Annotated in this window: 18 protein-coding genes and 4 tRNA genes; 20 read left to right on the top strand and 2 right to left on the bottom strand. The window is 37.5% G+C overall.

Translation table 11 applies throughout. The features are described 5' to 3' along the window. Positions 1-177 precede the first annotated feature (177 nt). From hppD to uvsE, 9 genes are all read left to right on the top strand, one after another. The gene (gene hppD, locus C564_RS0123950) at positions 178-1,296 is read left to right on the top strand and encodes a 4-hydroxyphenylpyruvate dioxygenase (RefSeq protein WP_003205593.1); all 1,119 of its coding nucleotides are present in this window, start codon (positions 178-180) and stop codon (positions 1,294-1,296) included. Positions 1,297-1,373: 77 nt separating this feature from the next. Continuing rightward, a complete protein-coding gene (locus C564_RS0123945; protein WP_018767133.1) occupies positions 1,374-2,330 on the top strand; it encodes a fumarylacetoacetate hydrolase family protein in 957 nt (318 codons plus the stop codon). After that, on the top strand, positions 2,296-3,465 hold the full coding sequence (locus tag C564_RS0123940; protein ID WP_018767132.1) for a homogentisate 1,2-dioxygenase: 1,170 nt from the start codon (positions 2,296-2,298) through the stop codon (positions 3,463-3,465). Before C564_RS0123945 ends, C564_RS0123940 begins: the two co-directional genes overlap by 35 nt. Positions 3,466-3,844: 379 nt before the next feature. Continuing rightward, positions 3,845-5,260 (top strand): amino acid permease, encoded by a 1,416-nt coding sequence (locus C564_RS0123935; protein WP_018767131.1) that lies wholly within the window; start codon positions 3,845-3,847, stop codon positions 5,258-5,260. 108 nt (positions 5,261-5,368) lie between these two features. Continuing rightward, positions 5,369-6,643 carry an MDR family MFS transporter gene (locus C564_RS0123930; protein WP_003205597.1) on the top strand — a complete coding sequence of 425 codons (1,275 nt, stop codon included), beginning with the start codon at positions 5,369-5,371 and terminating at the stop codon, positions 6,641-6,643. 447 nt (positions 6,644-7,090) lie between these two features. Beyond that, positions 7,091-8,176, top strand: a complete 1,086-nt coding sequence (locus C564_RS0123925; protein ID WP_018767130.1) for a D-alanine--D-alanine ligase — start codon at positions 7,091-7,093, stop codon at positions 8,174-8,176. 61 nt (positions 8,177-8,237) lie between these two features. Beyond that, positions 8,238-9,614, top strand: a complete 1,377-nt coding sequence (locus tag C564_RS0123920) for a UDP-N-acetylmuramoyl-tripeptide--D-alanyl-D-alanine ligase (protein WP_018767129.1) — start codon at positions 8,238-8,240, stop codon at positions 9,612-9,614. A gap of 305 nt (positions 9,615-9,919) precedes the next feature. Beyond that, positions 9,920-11,494: a DEAD/DEAH box helicase gene (locus C564_RS0123915; protein ID WP_018767128.1), complete on the top strand. Its 1,575-nt coding sequence runs from the start codon at positions 9,920-9,922 to the stop codon at positions 11,492-11,494. A gap of 89 nt (positions 11,495-11,583) precedes the next feature. Then, a complete protein-coding gene (uvsE, locus tag C564_RS0123910; RefSeq protein WP_018767127.1) occupies positions 11,584-12,546 on the top strand; it encodes a UV DNA damage repair endonuclease UvsE in 963 nt (320 codons plus the stop codon). Here the strand turns inward: uvsE and C564_RS0123905 are convergent. Then, positions 12,539-13,111, bottom strand: a complete 573-nt coding sequence (locus C564_RS0123905; RefSeq protein WP_018767126.1) for a rhomboid family intramembrane serine protease — start codon at positions 13,109-13,111, stop codon at positions 12,539-12,541. The genes uvsE and C564_RS0123905 overlap by 8 nt on opposite strands. A 92-nt stretch (positions 13,112-13,203) precedes the next feature. Between C564_RS0123905 and acpS the strand changes: the two genes are divergently transcribed. The 6 genes from acpS (at position 13,204) to C564_RS0123875 (ending at position 19,228) form a co-directional block, all read left to right on the top strand. Further along, complete coding sequence (gene acpS, locus C564_RS0123900; protein ID WP_018767125.1) at positions 13,204-13,563, top strand: holo-ACP synthase; 360 nt, start codon at positions 13,204-13,206, stop codon at positions 13,561-13,563. A 156-nt stretch (positions 13,564-13,719) separates the two neighbouring features. After that, on the top strand, positions 13,720-14,667 hold the full coding sequence (locus tag C564_RS0123895; protein WP_026008684.1) for a LolA family protein: 948 nt from the start codon (positions 13,720-13,722) through the stop codon (positions 14,665-14,667). Positions 14,668-14,933: 266 nt separating this feature from the next. Then, positions 14,934-16,103 carry an alanine racemase gene (gene alr / locus C564_RS0123890; protein ID WP_018767123.1) on the top strand — a complete coding sequence of 390 codons (1,170 nt, stop codon included), beginning with the start codon at positions 14,934-14,936 and terminating at the stop codon, positions 16,101-16,103. A 248-nt stretch (positions 16,104-16,351) separates the two neighbouring features. Next, positions 16,352-16,639 carry an antitoxin EndoAI gene (locus C564_RS0123885; RefSeq protein ID WP_000004571.1) on the top strand — a complete coding sequence of 96 codons (288 nt, stop codon included), beginning with the start codon at positions 16,352-16,354 and terminating at the stop codon, positions 16,637-16,639. Between the two features lie 4 nt (positions 16,640-16,643). Further along, on the top strand, positions 16,644-16,994 hold the full coding sequence (ndoA, locus tag C564_RS0123880; protein ID WP_003194532.1) for a type II toxin-antitoxin system endoribonuclease NdoA: 351 nt from the start codon (positions 16,644-16,646) through the stop codon (positions 16,992-16,994). 65 nt (positions 16,995-17,059) lie between these two features. Continuing rightward, positions 17,060-19,228 (top strand): Tex family protein, encoded by a 2,169-nt coding sequence (locus tag C564_RS0123875; RefSeq protein WP_003194530.1) that lies wholly within the window; start codon positions 17,060-17,062, stop codon positions 19,226-19,228. Positions 19,229-19,337: 109 nt separating this feature from the next. Here the strand turns inward: C564_RS0123875 and cmpA are convergent, their stop codons facing one another. Beyond that, positions 19,338-19,454 (bottom strand): cortex morphogenetic protein CmpA, encoded by a 117-nt coding sequence (gene cmpA, locus C564_RS36370; protein ID WP_017154227.1) that lies wholly within the window; start codon positions 19,452-19,454, stop codon positions 19,338-19,340. 254 nt (positions 19,455-19,708) lie between these two features. Between cmpA and C564_RS0123865 the strand changes: the two genes are divergently transcribed. From C564_RS0123865 to C564_RS0123845, 5 genes are all read left to right on the top strand, one after another. Next, entirely contained in the window at positions 19,709-20,194 is a 486-nt protein-coding gene (locus C564_RS0123865; protein ID WP_018767122.1) for a SprT family protein, read from the top strand. Between the two features lie 83 nt (positions 20,195-20,277). Further along, a tRNA-Asn gene (locus tag C564_RS0123860) sits at positions 20,278-20,352 on the top strand. A 3-nt stretch (positions 20,353-20,355) separates the two neighbouring features. Beyond that, positions 20,356-20,446: transfer RNA gene (locus C564_RS0123855), tRNA-Ser, on the top strand. Positions 20,447-20,454: 8 nt separating this feature from the next. Next, a tRNA-Glu gene (locus C564_RS0123850) sits at positions 20,455-20,529 on the top strand. A gap of 5 nt (positions 20,530-20,534) precedes the next feature. Beyond that, a tRNA-Val gene (locus C564_RS0123845) sits at positions 20,535-20,610 on the top strand. Positions 20,611-20,615: the final 5 nt, after the last annotated feature.

Below are 20,615 nucleotides of genomic sequence, written 5' to 3'. Positions count from 1 at the left end.
AAAAAGTCGAATTTTATATAGGAGAAAAAAAGAGGAATTTGACAGAAAAGATAGAAAACTTTAAAAGGTCAGAAATTTGTTAGCTTGCTAACTAATTTTTTTATTGGTAGATGGAAGCGTTTTCGGATGGTTCTAAGTATGTAACATTCAATTTATTTACAGGGGGATGAGGAATTTATGAAACAAAAATCTATGGATACGTTAGCTGCACAAATGGAGGATTTCTTTCCGGTACGTGATGTCGATCATTTAGAATTTTATGTAGGAAATGCAAAGCAATCAAGTTATTACCTTGCAAGAGCGTTTGGATTTAAAATTGTTGCCTATTCGGGATTAGAAACAGGGAATCGTGAAAAAGTATCTTATGTTCTCGTGCAAAAAAACATGCGTTTTGTTGTGTCTGGGACTTTAAATAGTGATAGCCGTATTGCAGAATTTGTAAAGATCCATGGTGACGGAGTGAAAGACGTAGCTTTACTTGTTGATGATGTTGAGAAAGCATACTCAGAGGCTGTAAAACGAGGTGCGGTTGCGATTGCTCCACCTGAAGAGTTAACAGATGAACAAGGAACATTAAAAAAAGCAGTAATCGGTACGTATGGCGATACAATCCATACGCTAGTAGAGCGTAAAAATTATAAAGGAACATTTATGCCTGGTTATGAGAAGATTGATTTTGATATTCCGAGTGACGAATCAGGTTTAATTGCTGTAGACCATGTTGTTGGTAACGTTGAAAAAATGGAAGAGTGGGTTAGCTATTACGAAAACGTTATGGGGTTTAAACAAATGATTCATTTTGATGATGATGATATTAGCACGGAGTATTCCGCGCTAATGTCAAAAGTTATGACAAATGGAAGCCGTATTAAGTTTCCAATTAATGAACCGGCAGATGGAAAGCGAAAATCACAAATTCAAGAGTACTTAGAGTTTTATAACGGTGCAGGTGTACAGCATCTTGCATTGTTGACAAATGATATTGTGAAAACGGTTGAAGCGCTTCGTTCAAACGGAGTTGAATTTTTAGATACACCAGATACGTATTATGAAGAGTTAACAGCACGCGTTGGGAAAATCGATGAAGAAATTGATAAGCTAAAAGAGCTTAAGATTCTTGTGGATCGTGATGATGAAGGGTACTTGCTACAAATTTTCACAAAGCCAATTGTAGATCGCCCAACATTATTTATCGAAATTATTCAGCGTAAAGGTTCTCGGGGATTCGGAGAAGGAAACTTTAAAGCTCTATTCGAATCAATTGAAAGAGAGCAAGAACGACGCGGAAATCTATAAAAATTGACTTATCAGTGGGGGCTGTGTCTCCCACTGATTAAAGTTTCATTTTGTATAAATAGTGAGGAGGAAAATTGATGAAATTGATTACATTTCGTCTTCCTTCAGGAGAGATGCGAGCTGGTTGGCTGGAAGGTGACAAAGTAATTGATATGAATATAGCAAGTAATGGCACTCTTCCTTCATCTATGCTTGCTTTTTTAGAGAAAGCAGATGAGTATGTAGAAATAGCCCATGGTATTCGAAAACCAACAAGTGGCATGTACGCTTTGGAAGATGTGCAGCTTTGTGCAGCTATCCCAAACCCAGGTAGTATTCGTGACTTTTATGCATTTGAGCAACATGTCAAAACGGCTCGTGGACGTCGTGGATTAGATGTTGTTCCAGAGTGGTATGATATTCCGGTTTTTTATTTTACAAATCACCGTGCTGTCATCGGGCCAGAAGTTACAGTTTCTTGTCCGAAACAAACTCAAAAGCTTGACTATGAGTTAGAAATCGCTTGTGTTATTGGGAAAGAGGGAAGAAATATTTCGCGTGCACAAGCAGAAGAATATATTTTCGGTTATTGTATTATGAATGACTGGAGCGCAAGAGATTTGCAAGCTGAGGAAATGAAAGTAGGGCTTGGTCCGGCAAAAGGAAAGGACTTTGCTACTTCATTAGGAGCTTATCTTGTTACAAAAGAGGAGTTAGATGTTTATCGCACTGGTGAACGTTATAACTTAGAAATGACTGCCCATGTGAACGGGGAGCTTTTGTCTAAAGGGAATTTCCGAGATATTTACTATACGTTTGCAGAAATGATAGAACGTGCTTCGCAAGATGTTACGTTATATCCAGGAGATGTAATTGGTTCTGGCACGGTTGGCACTGGTTGTATTTTAGAACTTGGTACAGAAAAGTGGTTACAAGATGGTGACGTTGTAGAACTTACGATCACTGGACTAGGTACATTGCGTAACACAGTGAAAAAAGAAACGAAAGCGGGTGATGGGCATGTATTATCGTCATATGGGGGAGCTTCCTCATAAACGACATGTACAATTTCGTAAAGAAGATGGATCACTTTATCGTGAACAGGTGATGGGAACGAAAGGTTTCTCTGGTACACAATCTATTTTGTATCATCATTATATGCCAACTGAAGTAGGACATGCTGCGTTAGCGCATTCTTGTCAGTTACAGTATGAAGAAGATGTGGCGCTTGCTCATCGTCATTTTCGCACGAAAGAGAATAGAAAAACTGGAGATGCGGTAAGTGGGAGGACTTTTATATTAGGAAATGAAGATTTATTAATTGGTGTTGTTAATCCGACAGAAAAAATGGATTATTTTTATCGTAATGGTGATGGAGATGAAATGTTATTCGTTCATTATGGAACTGGGAAAATTGAGACAATGTTTGGAACGATTCATTACCGGAAAGGTGATTATGTAACGATTCCAATCGGAACAATTTACCGAGTTATTCCAGATGAAGGAGAGTCTAAGTTCCTTGTTGTAGAAGCGAATAGCCAAATTACAACACCGCGTCGTTATCGTAATGAGTATGGTCAATTATTAGAACATAGCCCTTTCTGTGAAAGAGACATTCGAGGGCCGGAAAAATTAGAGACATATGATGACAAAGGCGAGTTTGTTGTCATGACAAAGTCGAGAGGTTATATGCATAAACATGTTATGGGACATCATCCTTTAGATGTTGTCGGATGGGATGGATATTTATATCCTTGGGTCTTTAATGTAGAAGATTTTGAACCGATTACAGGCCGTATTCATCAGCCACCGCCAGTTCATCAAACTTTTGAAGGTCATAACTTTGTTATTTGTTCTTTTGTGCCGCGTTTATATGATTATCATCCGGAAGCAATTCCAGCACCGTATTATCATAGTAACGTAAATAGTGATGAAGTTCTTTATTATGTAGAAGGGAACTTTATGAGCAGAAAAGGTGTAGAAGAAGGTTCAATTACACTCCATCCGAGTGGTATTCCACATGGGCCGCATCCCGGGAAAACAGAAGCAAGCTTAGGGAAAAAAGAAACAATTGAATTAGCGGTTATGATCGATACGTTCCGTCCGCTCCGTATTGTGAAACAAGCGCATGAAACGGAAGATGAGAAGTATATGTATAGCTGGATTGAAGAAGGTTCATATACTAAATAAAGTGAAACTTCCATCAGGGGAGGCCCACTGCCCGTAAATAGCGAGATAAAAGAAAGAGGCATGCTCATAAAATGATTATGCCTCTTTCTTTGGTTGGAATCGACAATTTATAGAATATCAAAAATAATTATAAAAAGATATAGGGATATAGTTATATGTATTGTTTGTATATTATTTATCTTTTTATATCGAATTACGAATTTAATATGGTTAAAAACCAAAATAATGGAAATGGTTGTGTGTTGATTGCATTTTATTCTACTAGCTGATGAGATATTTTTCTGCTTATTTCGACAAAAGTATTGACTTAAAAATATGTTATGAGTAAAATAAGAAATAATTAAAATTTTCAGAAAATTAAAATTTAGAGGTGCATGCTATGAAGCAAATTTTTCAAAAAAAGCCGATTGCAAAACTAATGCAAGAAAGTAAACAGAAAACATTAGCTAGAACATTGGGAGCATTGGATTTAACAATGCTTGGAATTGGGGCCATTGTCGGGACTGGTATTTTTGTTCTTACGGGTGTTGTGGCAGCGAAACATTCTGGACCAGCTATCATTTTATCATTTGCTATAGCTGCGTTAGCTTGTGCCTTTGCTGCATTCTGTTATGCAGAATTTGCATCTTCTGTTCCGGTTTCGGGAAGTGTTTACACGTATACGTACGCAACGATGGGAGAGGTATTTGCATTTTTAATTGGATGGGATTTAATGTTGGAATATTTATTAGCAACATCTGCGGTAGCCAATGGATGGTCTGCTTATTTCCAATCTTTGTTAAAAGGTTTTGGGATTCATATTCCGACCATTTTATCTTCTGCTCCTGGAACAGGAAAGGGTGGCCTTATCGATTTACCAGCTGTTATTATCATTTTAATTATGACTGCCCTTTTATCTAGAGGTGTACGTGAAAGTGCTCGCGTAAACAATATTATGGTTTTTATTAAGCTAGCAGTTGTATTACTCTTTATCTTTGCTGGTTTTAATTATGTAAAGCCGGAAAATTGGACGCCGTTCATGCCATTTGGTCTTGATGGTGTAATGGCTGGGGCTGCAACGGTATTCTTTGCATTCATTGGATTTGATGCTGTATCAACGGCAGCGGAGGAGGTAAAACGTCCGCAACGCGATTTACCAATTGGTATTATAGCATCATTACTTATTTGTACGATTCTTTATATCGTTGTTTCACTTATTTTGACAGGAATTGTACCTTATGGTCAGCTGAATATTTCTGATCCAGTAGCTTTCGCACTTCAGTTTATTGGACAAGATGGTTTAGCAGGTGTTATCTCGGTAGGAGCAATTACAGGGATTACAACTGTAATGTTAGTTATGATGTATGGGCAGGTTCGTGTTTCATATGCAATGAGTCGCGATGGGTTATTACCAAAGCGTCTTGCGAAAGTTCATCCGAAATTTAAAACACCGTTTTTAAATACATGGACGACAGGAATTATCGCAGCACTTATTTCGGGGCTTATCGACTTAAATGTATTAGCACACCTTGTAAATATGGGAACATTATCGGCATTTGCTCTTGTAGCAGTTGCGGTTATCGTAATGAGAAAAACACACCCAGATTTACCACGTGTTTTTAAAGTGCCACTTGTACCAGTTTTACCTGCATTAACGGTTATCTTTTGTGTATATTTAATGCTTCAATTATCAGGAACCGCATGGATGAGTTTCGGCATTTGGATGGTGATTGGTGTAGCATTTTACTTCTTATATAGTCGAAAGCATAGTGTTTTAAGTAATAAAAAAGATGAGGAGAATGCAGCGAATTTATAGGAAAAAGATCCGTTCTAAATAGAATAGAACGGATCTTTTATTTTGAAAATTTACATTTTTCTAAAATTAATATAAGATAAGGAGTGGTTGATTAAAGGGGTGTTGTAAATGAAAAAGACATGGCGTGAATTACAAGCAATGGACCGTAATGTGTGGATTCGTTTTATAGGAGAAACACTGAATGGAATTGCAATGATGATGTTAATGCCATTTTTTGCATTGTATTTAAAAGATAAAGTAGATTCTTTATTACAAGTAGGGATTATTATGGCGCTTTCTCCTATTGCGGCAAGCTTTGGTTCGCTTATAGGTGGCCGAATTGCTGATATATATGGTAGAAAACCTATTATGATATTTTCGATGGCAAGTAATGCATTGTTGATGCTCGGTTTTTTATTTATAGAAGGATTTATTCCTTATGCTATTTTGTCTATTTTTTTAGGGTTAAGTAATTCATTATTTCATCCAGCAGCATCGGCGATGGTAGCGGATGTCACAGCGCCTGAAAAGAGGACGGAGGCATACGGTTTATTGCGAATGGGGCATAATATTGGCGCGGCAATCGGACCGATTATGGGTGCTTCTGTAGTTGTACTTTCGAAAAACCTTGTATTTATTATTGCTTCCTCTACAATGCTGGTTTATGCACTTCTTGTGTTAATGCTTATTCAAGAAACGATGCCGAAAACTGCATTGAAAGAGAACGGGAATACGAAAAAGGAAGCAGAATCTGTTTGGAAAGTTGTTTTGAGAGATAAGGTACTTATGATTTATTTATTGGCTGGTATTATTATTTCCATGGGTTTCTCGCAAACAGAAGGCATGCTCCCCCTTCATTTTGATAATGAAATGAAAGAAATCTTTGGGAAAAATAACCCATATCCATATTTAATGGCTTTAAACGGCTTGTTAGTTGTCTTATTCCAATTCCAAATTTCAAAATGGGCAACAGATAAACCAGTTGGAAAGACGATGTTATATGGGGCATGGTTATTTGGAATCGGGCTGTTATTCATCGGTTGGCTTCCAAGGTGGTTTGGTGAATTTGGAACAGAGGGTACGGTTATTTTAATAACATTACTTGTTGTCTATGCGGTATATACGCTAGGTGAAATGATTATGTCTCCTGTACAAATGACATTTGTTGCAAATTTGGCACCAGAGCATTTACGTGGAACATATATGGGGGCGGCAAGTTTGCAGTGGATTACAGGGAATGCGTTCGGCCCGCTTCTTGGCGGACTACTACTTGATCGATCGCTTGGGCATGTATTGTTTACGATTTTAGGAGTGGGGTGTGTAATAGCCGGTCTTGTATATATTTCTTTAGATCACCTTGTAGAACAAAGACAAAAGGGAAATGTGGCGAAACAATCTTCTTAATCAATAGGTGACATACACAAAAAACAGCATTTCTTCATATATATTAGATACATAACTAGATCAAGGGATGACACAGATTTGGTGCAAGAAAAGGATATGAATTTACAATAGCTGTTCGTAAAAATGCAATTGGTGAAACCGTTCTGCCATTTATCCCGCTATTTGCGGGCAGTAAGACCCCTGCCTCAAAATTCAGCAAAAGTAAAGAAGTTAGGTGGGGGGGAATTGCCCGTAAAAGCCGGATTCGTTCAACTAATAATCAGTGAGGGATGAAGAAAATCCCCACTGATTAAAGTTTCACCTTATGGAAGTTTCATTTTATCGCGCTATTCGAAGGTGGTAAGACTCCTATTGAGAAAAGTTTTACTTTATTTCAAATAGGAACTGCCTATTTTTATAAAAAGTGCTAAAATAGAAAAATGAAAACAATTGGTTAGGGTGATTTCATTGACGAAAATTAAATTAGGTTTATTATATGGTGGGAAATCAGCAGAGCATCAAGTTTCATTACAAACAGCTCTTGCTGCTATTAAAGCATTAAATCAAGAAAAATTCGAGATTCATCCAATTTATATTACAGAGCAAGGCCAATGGATGCGTGGTGAACGCATTGAAGGTGAAGTAACGAGCGTGCAAGCATTGCAAATGAATGGAGAGGAAAATGCAATTTCTCCAGTATCATTAAGTACAGAAATTATACCTTCTTCTTCTAAGCAAGAAGAGGCAATTGATGTTATTTTTCCGCTGTTACATGGACCGAATGGTGAAGATGGAACAGTACAAGGATTATTAGAGTTAATGAATATTCCATACGTTGGTAACGGTGTATTAGCATCAGCTGCTGGTATGGATAAAGTTGTTATGAAAAATATCTTTGCTGAAGCTGGATTGAAACAAGCGAAGTATGCATCTTTCATTCGCAGTGTATGGGAGAAAAATTGCCAAGCAGCTTATGAAAAGGTAGAAGAAGTATTAGGCTACCCATGCTTTGTCAAACCAGCGAACCTTGGATCAAGTGTTGGTATCAATAAATGTAAAGATCGTGAAGAATTAGAAAAAGCATTTGAAGAAGCGTTCCAATTTGACCGCAAAATTATCGTAGAAGAAAATATTGTAGGTCGTGAAGTGGAAGTTGGCGTTTTAGGTAATGATGAGCCAAAATGTTCTGTTATCGGTGAGATTGTACCGAAGAAAGAGTTTTATGATTATAAATCAAAATACATTGATGGCGATACGGCATTAATTATTCCAGCTGAAGTTACAGAAGAAGAGTCAAAGGCGATTCAAAGAGATGCAATTCGTGCATTCCAATCTTTAGATGGTGCTGGATTAACAAGAGCGGATTTCTTCTTAACGAAAGATGGGGAAGTATATATTAATGAAGTAAATACAATGCCAGGATTTACGCCATTTAGTATGTTCCCGCTGCTATGGCAACACACGGATTTGCCATATCCGAAGTTAATTGAAGAATTGATTCGTTTGGCAATTGAGCGTCACGAAGAAAAGCAAAAAATTAAATATACAATCTAACAAAAAAGGGGGAAGCACTATTCAAGAGAATAGTGTTTCTTCTATGTAAGGAGTGGTATGTATGATGAAACGAACGTTAAAACAAGTAGAGCAAATGGTAATGGGTGCAGGTTTAGCGGAAAAATACGTTAATGAAACTGTACAAGGTGTATCTATTGATACAAGAAAAATTACAACAGGAAACTTATACATTCCGATTCAGGGTGATCGCTTTGATGGTCATTCTTTTGTAGAAAAAGCAATTGAAAATGGCGCTGTAGCTACGCTTTGGAAAAAAAATGTGCAAAATCCTCCTGTGAATATACCAGTGATTTTTGTAGAAGATACATTAGAAGCGCTGCAAACATTAGCAAAAAGCTATCGTGATCAGTTAGATGTAAAAGTTATAGGTGTAACAGGAAGTAACGGTAAAACGTCTACGAAAGATATTGTGACAAGCCTCCTTGCAACCAAATTTAAGGTTCAAAAAACAGAGGGGAACTTTAATAACCATATCGGTTTGCCGCTTACTATTTTAAGCCTAGAAGAAAATACAGAAATGGCTGTATTGGAGATGGGAATGTCGAGCCGAGGTGAAATTGAATTTTTATCTAAGTTAGCTCGCCCGAACGCTGCAATCATTACAAATATTGGGGAAGCACATTTGATGGATTTAGGATCTCGCGATGCGATTGCTGAGGCGAAACTTGAAATTGTTACAGGATTACAGGATGGTGGAGTATTTGTATACAATGGTGATGAACCGCTTTTAACAAATCGTGTTCCGAGCATGAACCTAGCTGCGGAGACAATTACATTTGGTGATGCAAGGGCGAATAATTATTATCCAACATCTGTAACGTTGCAGGCGACAGGAACGTACTTTAAGATGAATCAGGATGAGAATATCGCGTTCTATCTTCCAGTTCTTGGGAAGCATAATGTGTATAATACACTTGCATCAATGGCGATTGCGAAATACTTCGGTGTAACGTGGGAAGAAATGAAGCAAGGTTTAGTAACACTTCAAATGACAGGTATGCGAATGGAAATTGTGAAAACAGAAAATGGGTTAACAATTATTAATGACGCATATAATGCAAGTCCAACAGCTATGGAAGCTGCCTTTCATTTAATGAATGGTTTAGACGGATTTTCTAAAAAAATTATTGTTCTTGGTGATATGCTAGAGCTTGGAGACCAAGAGGTGCAATTTCATTATGAAGTTGGTAAGTTAATTGACCCTGCACGAATCTCCTATGTATTTACGTACGGTAGACTTGGGGCGCAAATTGCTGAAGGAGCAAAAATTAACTTCCCTAATGAACGTGTAAAAGTATATGACAATAAAGAAGAGCTTGTGAAAAATTTACAAGAAGTCGTTGATGTGAAAGACGTTGTATTAGTGAAAGCATCTCGCGGAATGAAGTTGGAAGAAGTTATTACGATGTTGAAATAATTGGTGCGTGTAAATAGGGATGATAGATACAAAAATAGTGGAAACTGCTAATAAGCGCTTACAGTAAAAAATAAAAAAATAAAAGTGAAGAAAAAAGCTCTTTATATGAAATAAGGTAACAGTTGGGTTTGCTTTTTGCACATACAAAACTTATAATTGATAAAGTGTAATAACGTTTAGAAGTATTTTCGCGAAGAATATACGCCCGTTTATATACGTGAGCATTCAGGAAAAGGGCTTTTCCGCAAATTCGGAAAACGCCTTTTTTTAAATGATAAGTATAGGATAGAAAAGGAGAAGTAACATTGACAACATTTCGAGAATTAGGATTAAGTGATTCTTTACTGCAATCTGTTGAAAGTATGGGCTTTGAAGAGGCTACGCCAATTCAAGCTGAAACAATTCCACATGCATTGCAAGGTAAAGACATTATTGGGCAAGCACAAACAGGTACAGGGAAAACAGCAGCATTTGGATTACCACTATTAGATAAAGTGGATACACATAAAGAATCAGTTCAAGGTATTGTTATCGCGCCAACGCGTGAATTAGCAATCCAAGTTGGAGAAGAACTTTACAAAATTGGTAAACATAAACGTGTTCGTATTTTACCAATCTATGGTGGCCAAGATATTAACCGCCAAATTCGTGCTCTAAAAAAACACCCACACATTATTGTTGGTACGCCGGGTCGTATTTTAGATCATATTAACCGTAAAACACTTCGTCTACAAAACGTAGAAACTGTTGTTCTTGACGAAGCAGATGAAATGTTAAACATGGGCTTCATTGAAGATATTGAAGCAATTTTAACAGATGTGCCAGAAACACATCAAACATTATTATTCTCAGCAACAATGCCAGACCCAATCCGTCGTATTGCTGAGCGTTTCATGACTGAGCCTCAACACATTAAAGTAAAAGCAAAAGAAGTAACAATGCCAAACATTCAGCAGTTCTATTTAGAAGTGCAAGAAAAGAAAAAGTTTGACGTGTTAACACGCTTATTAGATATTCAATCTCCAGAGCTTGCGATTGTATTTGGTCGCACAAAGCGTCGTGTGGATGAGTTATCAGAAGCTTTAAACTTACGCGGTTATGCAGCAGAAGGTATTCATGGTGATTTAACACAAGCGAAACGTATGTCTGTATTGCGTAAATTTAAAGAAGGTTCTATTGAAGTTCTTGTTGCAACAGACGTTGCGGCGCGTGGTCTTGATATTTCAGGTGTAACACACGTATATAACTTCGATATTCCACAAGATCCAGAATCATATGTTCACCGTATTGGTCGTACTGGCCGTGCTGGTAAAAAAGGTATTGCAATGCTATTTGTAACGCCACGTGAATCAGGACAATTAAAAAATATCGAACAGACAACAAAACGCAAAATTGACCGTATGAATGCACCGACACTTGACGAAGCATTAGAAGGTCAACAACGTTTAATCGCAGAAAAACTTCAAAGCACAATTGAAAGTGATAACTTAGCATACTACAAACGTATTGCAGAAGAAATGTTAGAAGAAAATGATTCTGTAACTGTTGTAGCAGCTGCTTTAAAAATGATGACAAAAGAGCCAGATACAACACCGATTGCTTTAACATCAGAGCCACCAGTTGTTTCAAGAGGTTCTAAAAAGCGCGGTGGTAACGGAAATGGATACCGTGATGGTAACCGTAACCGTAGTCGCGATGGACGCGGTGGAGATGGTCGTAATCGTGATCGCAACCGTGATGGTCGTAATCGTGATGGTAACCGTGATGGTAATCGTGATGGTAATCGTAACCGTGGTCGTAAAGGTGAAGGTCAGGGGCGCCCAGGATCTTCAAATGGACGCGGCGAAAGAAAACATCATAGCCGTAAGCCACAAGCTTAATAAAAAAGAGGATGACCAAAAGGTCATCCTCTTTTTTATTTGTGTAATTGTGCATACTACAAGTAAGTTGTATAGAAAAGAGGGACTTTATGCTTGTAAGGCTTGGTTATGTAGCGATGAGTGTACATTTAAACAATGCATCTCCATCTCAAACGATGACATATGCACAATTTCAACGTATTAAAGATCGAGAGGCGGCGATTCATAAACTTGAAAGAATTGCTAATTCTAATTTAGAAAATTGTTTACGGTTATTAAAGCATAATAAGGGACATGATATAGCATTTTTTCGGCTTAGTTCAAAGTTAATTCCTCTAGCAAACCATGAAGAATTGTTGGATTGGAATTACATTCGTCCTTTAAAAGAGAAATTAAAAGAAGTGGGTGAGTATGCGCATCGGATGAAGATGAGGATCGATTTTCATCCTGATCACTTTGTTGTGCTAAATTCACCGCAAGAAAATATTTTAAAACAATCAATAAAGACGCTTCAAATGCATCGGAAATTATTGAAAGGAATGGGCATACAGCGGAGTCATCGCGCTGTGTTACATGTTGGTGGTGGATATGATGATAAAGAACTTGCGTTAGAACGTTTCATTGAAAATTGGTCAAATGTTCCTGCAAGTATTCAAGAAATGATTATGTTAGAAAATGATGATACGACCTTTTCATTAAAAGAAACACTATATTTAGGTGGAAAATTGGCAGTTCCAGTCGTGTTTGACCTGCATCATCATATGATGAATAACGATGAAGAAGATTGGTATGAAGATTGGGAGCGTGTAGTAAATACTTGGAAAACATCTTTATTACCAATCAAAATGCATATTTCCAGCCCGAGAGAAGGCAATGATCCTCGAGCGCACGCAGACTTTATTAATGCAGATACATTTCTATCCTTTTTACAGAAAATCAAAGGTAGCGTTTCGCAAATTGATTGTATGATTGAAGCGAAAAAGAAGGATGAATCTTTATTTCGATTAATACGAGATCTTGGTACAAAATCAGAGGTGGAAATGATTGATGGTGGTAGCTTTTATATTAAATAAGCTCTACACCATCGTTTTTTTTTGCTAAAAATGGAGTGCAAATACCACCAATTAGTAGTCCGGTTAAATGGCTAATAGGATTAGCGGACGGATTGAAGAATGTGAAAAGAAGTAATAGTAATATAATTGAAGAAAAGAAAATTAACTCTTTTGGTTGAGAAGACCGATAGCGACTATATAAAAGAAAAAGCTGTGCACCGAGTAATCCGAAAATTCCACCGGATGCGCCGGCATGAACATACCCGATGGGCATAATAATATAAGAGAAAATATTGCCGCTAATGCCAGCAGTAAAAAATAAAATAGGGAATCGAATACTCCCTAGTTGTTTTTCGATAGATTGACCGAGAAGAAATAGACAAATGCTATTGGAAAGAAAGTGCTGAAAGTCTACATGTATAAATAGAGAAGTTATAAATCGCCACCATTCTCCCTTAGAAATATATTCATTGTAAGCGGCTAAAGTAGGGAAGAAAAGATCTCCTATTATCATCATGATTAGTTGCAAGAAAAGTAAAGAGAGAATGACGGGTTGTAAGGTGGTTCGCATATAGGGTATTGGCATTTTATATTTTCACTCCTTTTGCATCAGAAAGATTCTCTGTTATTCTTACAATATGAATGAAGGAAGACAAATAGAAGAAGGGGAATTTTGAAATGATTATAGGGATCGGAATTGATATTATCGAACTAAATCGAATTGAAAAAATGCTAGACGGAAAGCTTAAATTTATGGAGCGTATTTTAACTGAGGAGGAACGTAGTGTTGCTTCTAAATTAAAAGGGAATCGTCTTGTAGAATTTGTAGCGGGAAGATTTGCAGCGAAAGAAGCGTATTCTAAAGCTCTTGGAACAGGTATTGGAAAAGAAATAAGTTTTTTGGATATTAAAATAAAAAATGATGATAGAGGTAAGCCAGTTCTTATTGCAAATACAGAGCACATCGTTCATCTATCAATCAGTCATAGTAGAGAATTTGCAGTGGCACAGGTTGTTTTAGAAAGCTCGTCACGCTAGTCTGCATATTTTACATCTTTGTCTCATATATTTGATTTAGCGATAAGGAAGAAATATCTTCCATTCATTTATAGGGGCAAAGGGGCTGAAATGATGAAAAGGCGGCTATTTTTAGTTATTGTCGGTTTATTGACCGTTTTCGTGTTAGCGGGTTGTATGGAAAAGAAACAGGAAGACATCGTGCGAGATTTAGAAGCGAAGGTTAAGAGTATGAAGAGTTATCAAGCTGAAGCAAAGTTATCTATTAAAACGGGGAATGAACCACAAGAGTATAACGTGGAAGTTTGGCACAAAGAACCTTCTTATTATCGTGTGAATTTAAAAAACACGAAAAAGGATCAAAGCCAAATTATTTTACGAAATAATGAGGGTGTTTTTGTATTAACACCAGCTCTTAATAAAAGTTTTCGATTTCAAAGCGACTGGCCGCAAAATAGCAGCCAAGCTTATTTGTATGAGTCACTTGTAAGAGATATTTTAAATGATAAGAATCTTTCATTTGAGAAAACGGATAAATATTATGTGTTTAAAACAAAAACGAATTACCACCATCAAAATATGCTGCCGAAGCAAGAGATTAAATTTAATAAAAGTGATTTAGCGCCTGTTTCGGTGAAATTGATGGATAATGATCAAAATGTTCTTGTGAAAGTAGATTTTTCAAAAGTGAAGTTTGATACAAAGTTTGATAAGGGGGCATTTGATACGAAACAAAATATGTCCAGGGCGCAAGTGGATGTGCAAACAACAGCGAAAGAAGATAAGCCATTTGCTATTTTATATCCACGTGATACTCCGCAAGGGATGGTTTTAAATGAAGAAAAAGAGTTAAAGACAGACAGTGGTAAGCGTGCGATACTCACATACACTGGAAATAAGAAATCCTTTACATTGATACAAGAAAAAGCGAAGGTTGCTGAAGCTTCAGCGTCAATAAGTGTAAGTGGAGAGTTAGTCGATCTTGGCTTTACAATTGGTGCTCTAGCGAAAGACTCATTAACATGGTCGCATAACGGAGTGGAATATATGCTCGTGTCTCAAGATTTAAAACCAGATGAGCTGTTAATGGTAGCTCGTTCTGTTGCAGAAAAGCAGGTGAAATAAAGTGGAAATTCCATCAGTGGGGGATTCCAAATTGATGGAAAGTCATCACAAATCAGGCTTTTACGGGCAGTTACTCCCCATCTATTTTCTTTGTTTTTCTCTAAATCTTGAGGGTGGGGTTTTAATGCCCGTGAATAGCGGGATAAACTTTTAAGGCGTGGTGATGTATATGCACCACGTTTTTTCTTGTCTTGAGGAATGGATTTCATAAAAAGACGAATATAAAAGAATGAGCTTCGCATATCGTATATAAGGAAGTGTTTTTTATGGAAAAATCATCGTTTTACCGTGATACGTGGGTAGAAGTAAATTTGGATGCAATTTACAATAATGTAACGCACATTAAAGAAATCATTCCGGAAAGTGTCGAGATTTTTGCTGTAGTGAAAGCGAACGCATATGGACATGACTATGTTCTAGTAGCAAGAACAGCATTAGAAGCAGGAGCAACAAGATTAGCAGTTGCTTTTTTAGATGAGGCACTAGTACTTAGGCGCGCTGGGATTACTGCACCAATTTTAGTAATAGGTCCTTCACCGCCACGTGATGTGAATGTAGCTGCTGAGAATGATGTAGCACTAACTGTTTTTCAAAAGGAATGGGTTGAAGAAGTAGTAGAAATTTGGGATAGCCCGTTCCCGATGAAGTTTCATATTAACTTCGATAGTGGTATGGGTAGAATTGGGATTCGTGAACGTAAAGAGCTAAAAGAGTTCTTACGAAGCTTAGAAGATGCCCCCTTTTTGGAGTTGGAAGGGGTATATACGCATTTTGCAACAGCAGATGAAGTAGAGACATCTTACTTTGATAAGCAGTATAACACTTTTTTAGAGCAACTTAGTTGGTTGAAAGCATTCGGGGTGAATCCCACATTTATTCATACGGCAAATAGTGCAGCTACTATGCGATTTGATGGAATTACATTTAATGCAGTTCGAATTGGAATTGCACTGTATGGGTTATCACCTTCTGTAGAAATACACCCTTATTTACCAATTAAATTAGAACCTGCTCTTTCACTTCATACAACAGTCGCACATATTAAACGAGTCATTAAAGGTGATAGGATTAGCTATAATGTCACATATCGGACGAAGACAGAAGAGTGGATTGCGACAGTACCGATTGGATATGCAGATGGTTGGCTTAGACGACTACAGGGATTTGAAGTGCTCGTTCAGGGGAAAAGAGTTCCTATTGTAGGTCGGATTACAATGGATCAATGTATGTTGCATCTTCCCTGTGAAGTACCACTTGGAACAAAGGTTACCCTGATTGGACAGCAAGGTGATGAGTACATTAGTGCAACTGAGGTTGCCGAGTATTCAAATACCATTAATTATGAGATTATCGCGACAATTAGTTTTCGTGTTCCACGTGTATTCATACGACATGGGGAAGTGGTAAAAGTAATAAACTATTTAAATGATATATAAGCAAACATCTTTGTGATAGTTCCTACTTGCTAGTTATCAATGATGATGGGGGCTCCCGTTCGTGGAAATTCCCCTTCACTTCTTGTTAAAAAGAGATAAAAAGTAAATGAGAGTGAATGTTTTATTTGTGAATTGGAAAACATAAACAAGGAATAAGGAAGTCTTTGCAACAGGCTCCATACAATGGTATTATTACAATAGGTGTCATATATATTTGGGTGTGTAGTTGACGGTGGAGGTGTATTTTTGTGTCCGAATCAAGTGTAACTACTGAAATCGTGGTTCGGTTGCCAAAGCAAGTGGTAACGGAATTGGACGGAATTGGAAAACAAGAGAATAAGAATCGCCATGAACTAATTTGCCAGGCAACACAACTGTTATTGCGTCAACATAAGACGAAGAAACGCTACCAACATGAATCAATGCGACGTGGGTACATTGAAATGGGAAAAATTAATCTTGGTATTGCATCTGAAGCTTTCTTAGCAGAGTATGAAGCAGCTCATACAGTAGAACGCTTAGTTAGCGGGGGGTAATATTTTGATTGTAAAACGCGGCGACGTGTATTTTGCAGACCTTTCCCCAGTTGTTGGTTCTGAGCAAGGAGGCGTTCGTCCGGTTCTTGTCATTCAAAATGACATCGGAAATCGTTTTAGTCCGACTGTGATTGTAGCGGCTATTACTGCACAGATTCAGAAAGCAAAATTGCCCACACATGTGGAAATCGATGCAAAAAAGTACGGATTTGAGAGAGATTCTGTTATCTTGCTCGAGCAGATTCGAACAATCGATAAGCAACGCTTAACGGACAAAATCACTCATTTAGATGAGATGATGATGAGTCGTGTAGACGAAGCTTTACAAATTAGTTTAGGACTAATAGATTTTTAAATCGGCAGTTTAAGTTGCTCTCTTTTAGGGGCAACTTTTTTTATTAGAGGAGGTTTCGGTTGTATATGGGAATGGTAGATAATCGACAAGCGTTAATGAAAATGTTAGTGAAAGAATTAGGCTTTACAGAAAAGCAAGTTCGTCATGTTATTCAATTAACAGAAGAAGGTAATACAGTTCCATTTATTGCTCGTTACCGAAAGGAATGGACAGGTTCTTTAGATGAAGTGCAAATCCGTGCAATCTTAGAAAGATGGCAATATATGATGCAACTTGAAGATCGAAAAGAAGAGGTTCTTCGTCTGATTAATGAAAAGGGAAAATTAACAGAAGATCTGCACCATCATATTGTATCTGCAACAAAGTTACAAGAAGTAGAAGATTTGTACCGTCCTTATAAAGAAAAAAGAAGAACAAAAGCAACAATCGCGAAGGATAAGGGGCTAGAGCCACTAGCTGAATGGTTACTTCTATTTACAAAAGAAGATCCGACAGGTAAGGCAAAGGAATTTGTTAATGCCGAGAAAGAAGTACAATCCGCTCAAGAAGCACTTCAAGGTGCACAAGATATTATTGCAGAACTTATATCGGATAATGCGGCGTACCGCAGCTGGATTCGAAATGTTACCTTTAAAAAAGGAATGATTGCGTCCTCTGTAAAAGATGAAGAAAAAGATGAAAAAAATATATATGAGATGTATTACGGTTATGAAGAGCCACTGCAAAAGATTGTACCTCATCGTGTATTAGCTATGAACCGTGGTGAAAAAGAAGAGGTCCTAAAAGCTTCTGTTGTCCCGCCAACAGAAGAGATTGTTCGTTTTTTACATAAAAAAGTAATTCATGATGTTTCTTCTGAAAGTGCAGATTATGTACAATTAGCGATTGAAGACGGATATAAGAGATTAATTCAGCCATCAATTGAAAGGGAAATTCGAAAAGAATTAACTGAAAAAGCAGAAGAACAAGCGATTCATATTTTCTCTGAGAACTTACGTAATTTGTTATTACAGCCACCTATGAAAGGGAAAGTGGTATTAGCGGTAGATCCTGCGTATCGAACAGGATGTAAGTTAGCAGTAGTAGATGATACAGGGAAAGTTCTGCATATTGATGTTATTTATCCGCATCCGCCTGTTCGAAAATATGAAGATGCAAAAGCAAAAGTTGTTTCTATTCTAGAAAAATATCAGGTTCAGATGATTGCGATTGGAAATGGTACAGCTTCTAGGGAAACGGAAGAGTTTATAGTAGATGTCTTACAGGTAGTACCGCAAGATGTATTTTATATTATTGTCAATGAAGCTGGTGCTAGTGTATATTCAGCTTCTGATTTGGCTCGTGAAGAATTTCCGGATTTGCAAGTTGAGGAAAGAAGTGCCATTTCGATTGGAAGACGTCTGCAAGATCCGCTTGCCGAACTTGTGAAAATTGATCCGAAATCAGTTGGGGTAGGGCAATATCAACATGATGTATCGCAAAAGAGATTAAATGAATCATTAACATTTGTCGTGGAAACAGCGGTTAACCAAGTAGGAGTGAATGTGAATACAGCTTCTGTAGCGCTATTGCAGTACGTCTCCGGATTATCAAAAACAGTTGCGAAAAATATTGTAAAAAAACGTGAAGAAGATGGGAAATTTACAAAGCGTACAGAGTTGAAGGGAATACCACGTTTAGGCGCCAAAACGTATGAGCAATGCATTGGTTTCTTACGTATACTAGAAGGTAAAAATCCACTTGATAGAACAAGTATTCATCCAGAGCAGTATAAAAATGTTGAGTTACTATTAAAGAGTTTAGGATTATCGATTGATGATGTAGGACAACCGCACTTACAAAAGTGTTTAGAAGGAGTAGAGCTCTCTAAATTATCTCAAGAGATAAATATCGGTGAGCCGACATTAATTGATATTATAGATGCTTTAATTAGTCCGGAACGAGATCTGCGTGATGAATTACCAAAACCACTTTTGAAAAAGGGAATTCTCAAATTAGAAGATTTAAAGCGTGGCATGGAGTTAGAAGGAACTGTTCGAAATGTTGTTGACTTTGGTGCGTTTGTCGATATTGGTGTGAAACAAGATGGTTTAGTACATATTTCTAAACTTAGCAAACAGTTTGTGAAGCATCCGTTAGATGTGGTGTCTGTCGGGCAAATTGTAAAGGTCTGGGTAGATGATGTTGATATGAAAAAAGGGCGCGTTGCCTTAGCAATGTTACCTATTGAATAATAATGGGAAGAGGGCAGGTATGACACTGCTCTTTTTTTATGAACGGATGTTAGTGAAATTTGAATTAGTGGGGGAGCCTTTATCCCCCACTGATATAACGTTCACTTTATCAGGAATTTTGATGTGTTTTGCTATAATAAAACCAGCATTCATTTAGTAACTTAATTTGATACCGGTTTTTTTCGAAATATGCACGTTGCATTTGTTTTCGGAGCCACGTAGGCATAAGAATCCCTCCTTGTTTAATCCGGCTCTAACAAGTAGCCCCCTATACATTGAGATAAGATTCGAAGTAAGTAAAAAGCTCAATTTCGGGAACTGCTTATAAGAGTTTGGTTAGCGAAGTTCTATGGATAGATGAGGAAGAGGGTAGTTCATAGAAATTGCACTTTTGAATGAGGATGGGTATATGTACTATTTAATATATGTATAAGAAAGAGGAAAAGTGTAAGTTTATTTTTAGTTTTTGGGGGAATGAAAATGAATGAAAAAGAAGTTCAAAGACTTGTAGAAGAAATATCGTTGCAATATTTCGGTAGGGCTTTTTTACATAAAGCAATGTTCAATAAACGATTACGTACAACTGGTGGGAGGTATTTGTTGCGAAGTCATAATATAGAATTAAACTATCGTTATTATGAAGTGTATGGAGAAGAAGAACTGATTGGCGTTATTAAGCATGAGTTGTGTCATTATCATTTGCATATTATGGGGAAAGGGTACCAACATCGAGATCGAGATTTTCGTCAGTTAATGAAGAAGGTTGGTGCGCCTAGATTCTGTAAGAGAATGAGCGAAGAAGAGAAGGTGATTAAAACTCATATGTATGAATGTATGAGATGTTTTCTTCAATATAGAAGAAGGCGTCAAATAAATACAAAAAGATATGTTTGCGGGAAGTGTAAAGGTAGATTGAAAGAGATAAAAAACACCTTGACAGTTAAAAATCAATCCAGTATATTATAAACATGTCACGTTTGTACAAGAATTTGTATAAACGACTTGACTTATAGTATGAACTTTTATAAGATATAACTTGTCTTTCTTATTCCGCAGTAGCTCAGTGGTAGAGCTATCGGCTGTTAACCGATCGGTCGTAGGTTCGAGTCCTACCTGCGGAGCCATACAGAGAAGTACCCAAGTGGCTCAAGGGGCTCCCCTGCTAAGGGAGTAGATCGCTAACGCGGTGCGAGGGTTCGAATCCCTTCTTCTCTGCCATTCATATTGGCCCGTTGGTCAAGTGGTTAAGACACCGCCCTTTCACGGCGGTAACACGGGTTCGAATCCCGTACGGGTCACCACTTTTGGAGGATTAGCTCAGCTGGGAGAGCACCTGCCTTACAAGCAGGGGGTCGGCGGTTCGATCCCGTCATCCTCCACCATATAT

The organism is Bacillus sp. 105MF, from assembly GCF_000374885.1.
In the GTDB taxonomy this organism is placed as follows: domain Bacteria; phylum Bacillota; class Bacilli; order Bacillales; family Bacillaceae_G; genus Bacillus_A; species Bacillus_A pseudomycoides.
The sequence above is the reverse complement of the archived record's forward strand: the minus strand, read 5'-3'. Positions and strand labels throughout refer to the sequence as shown.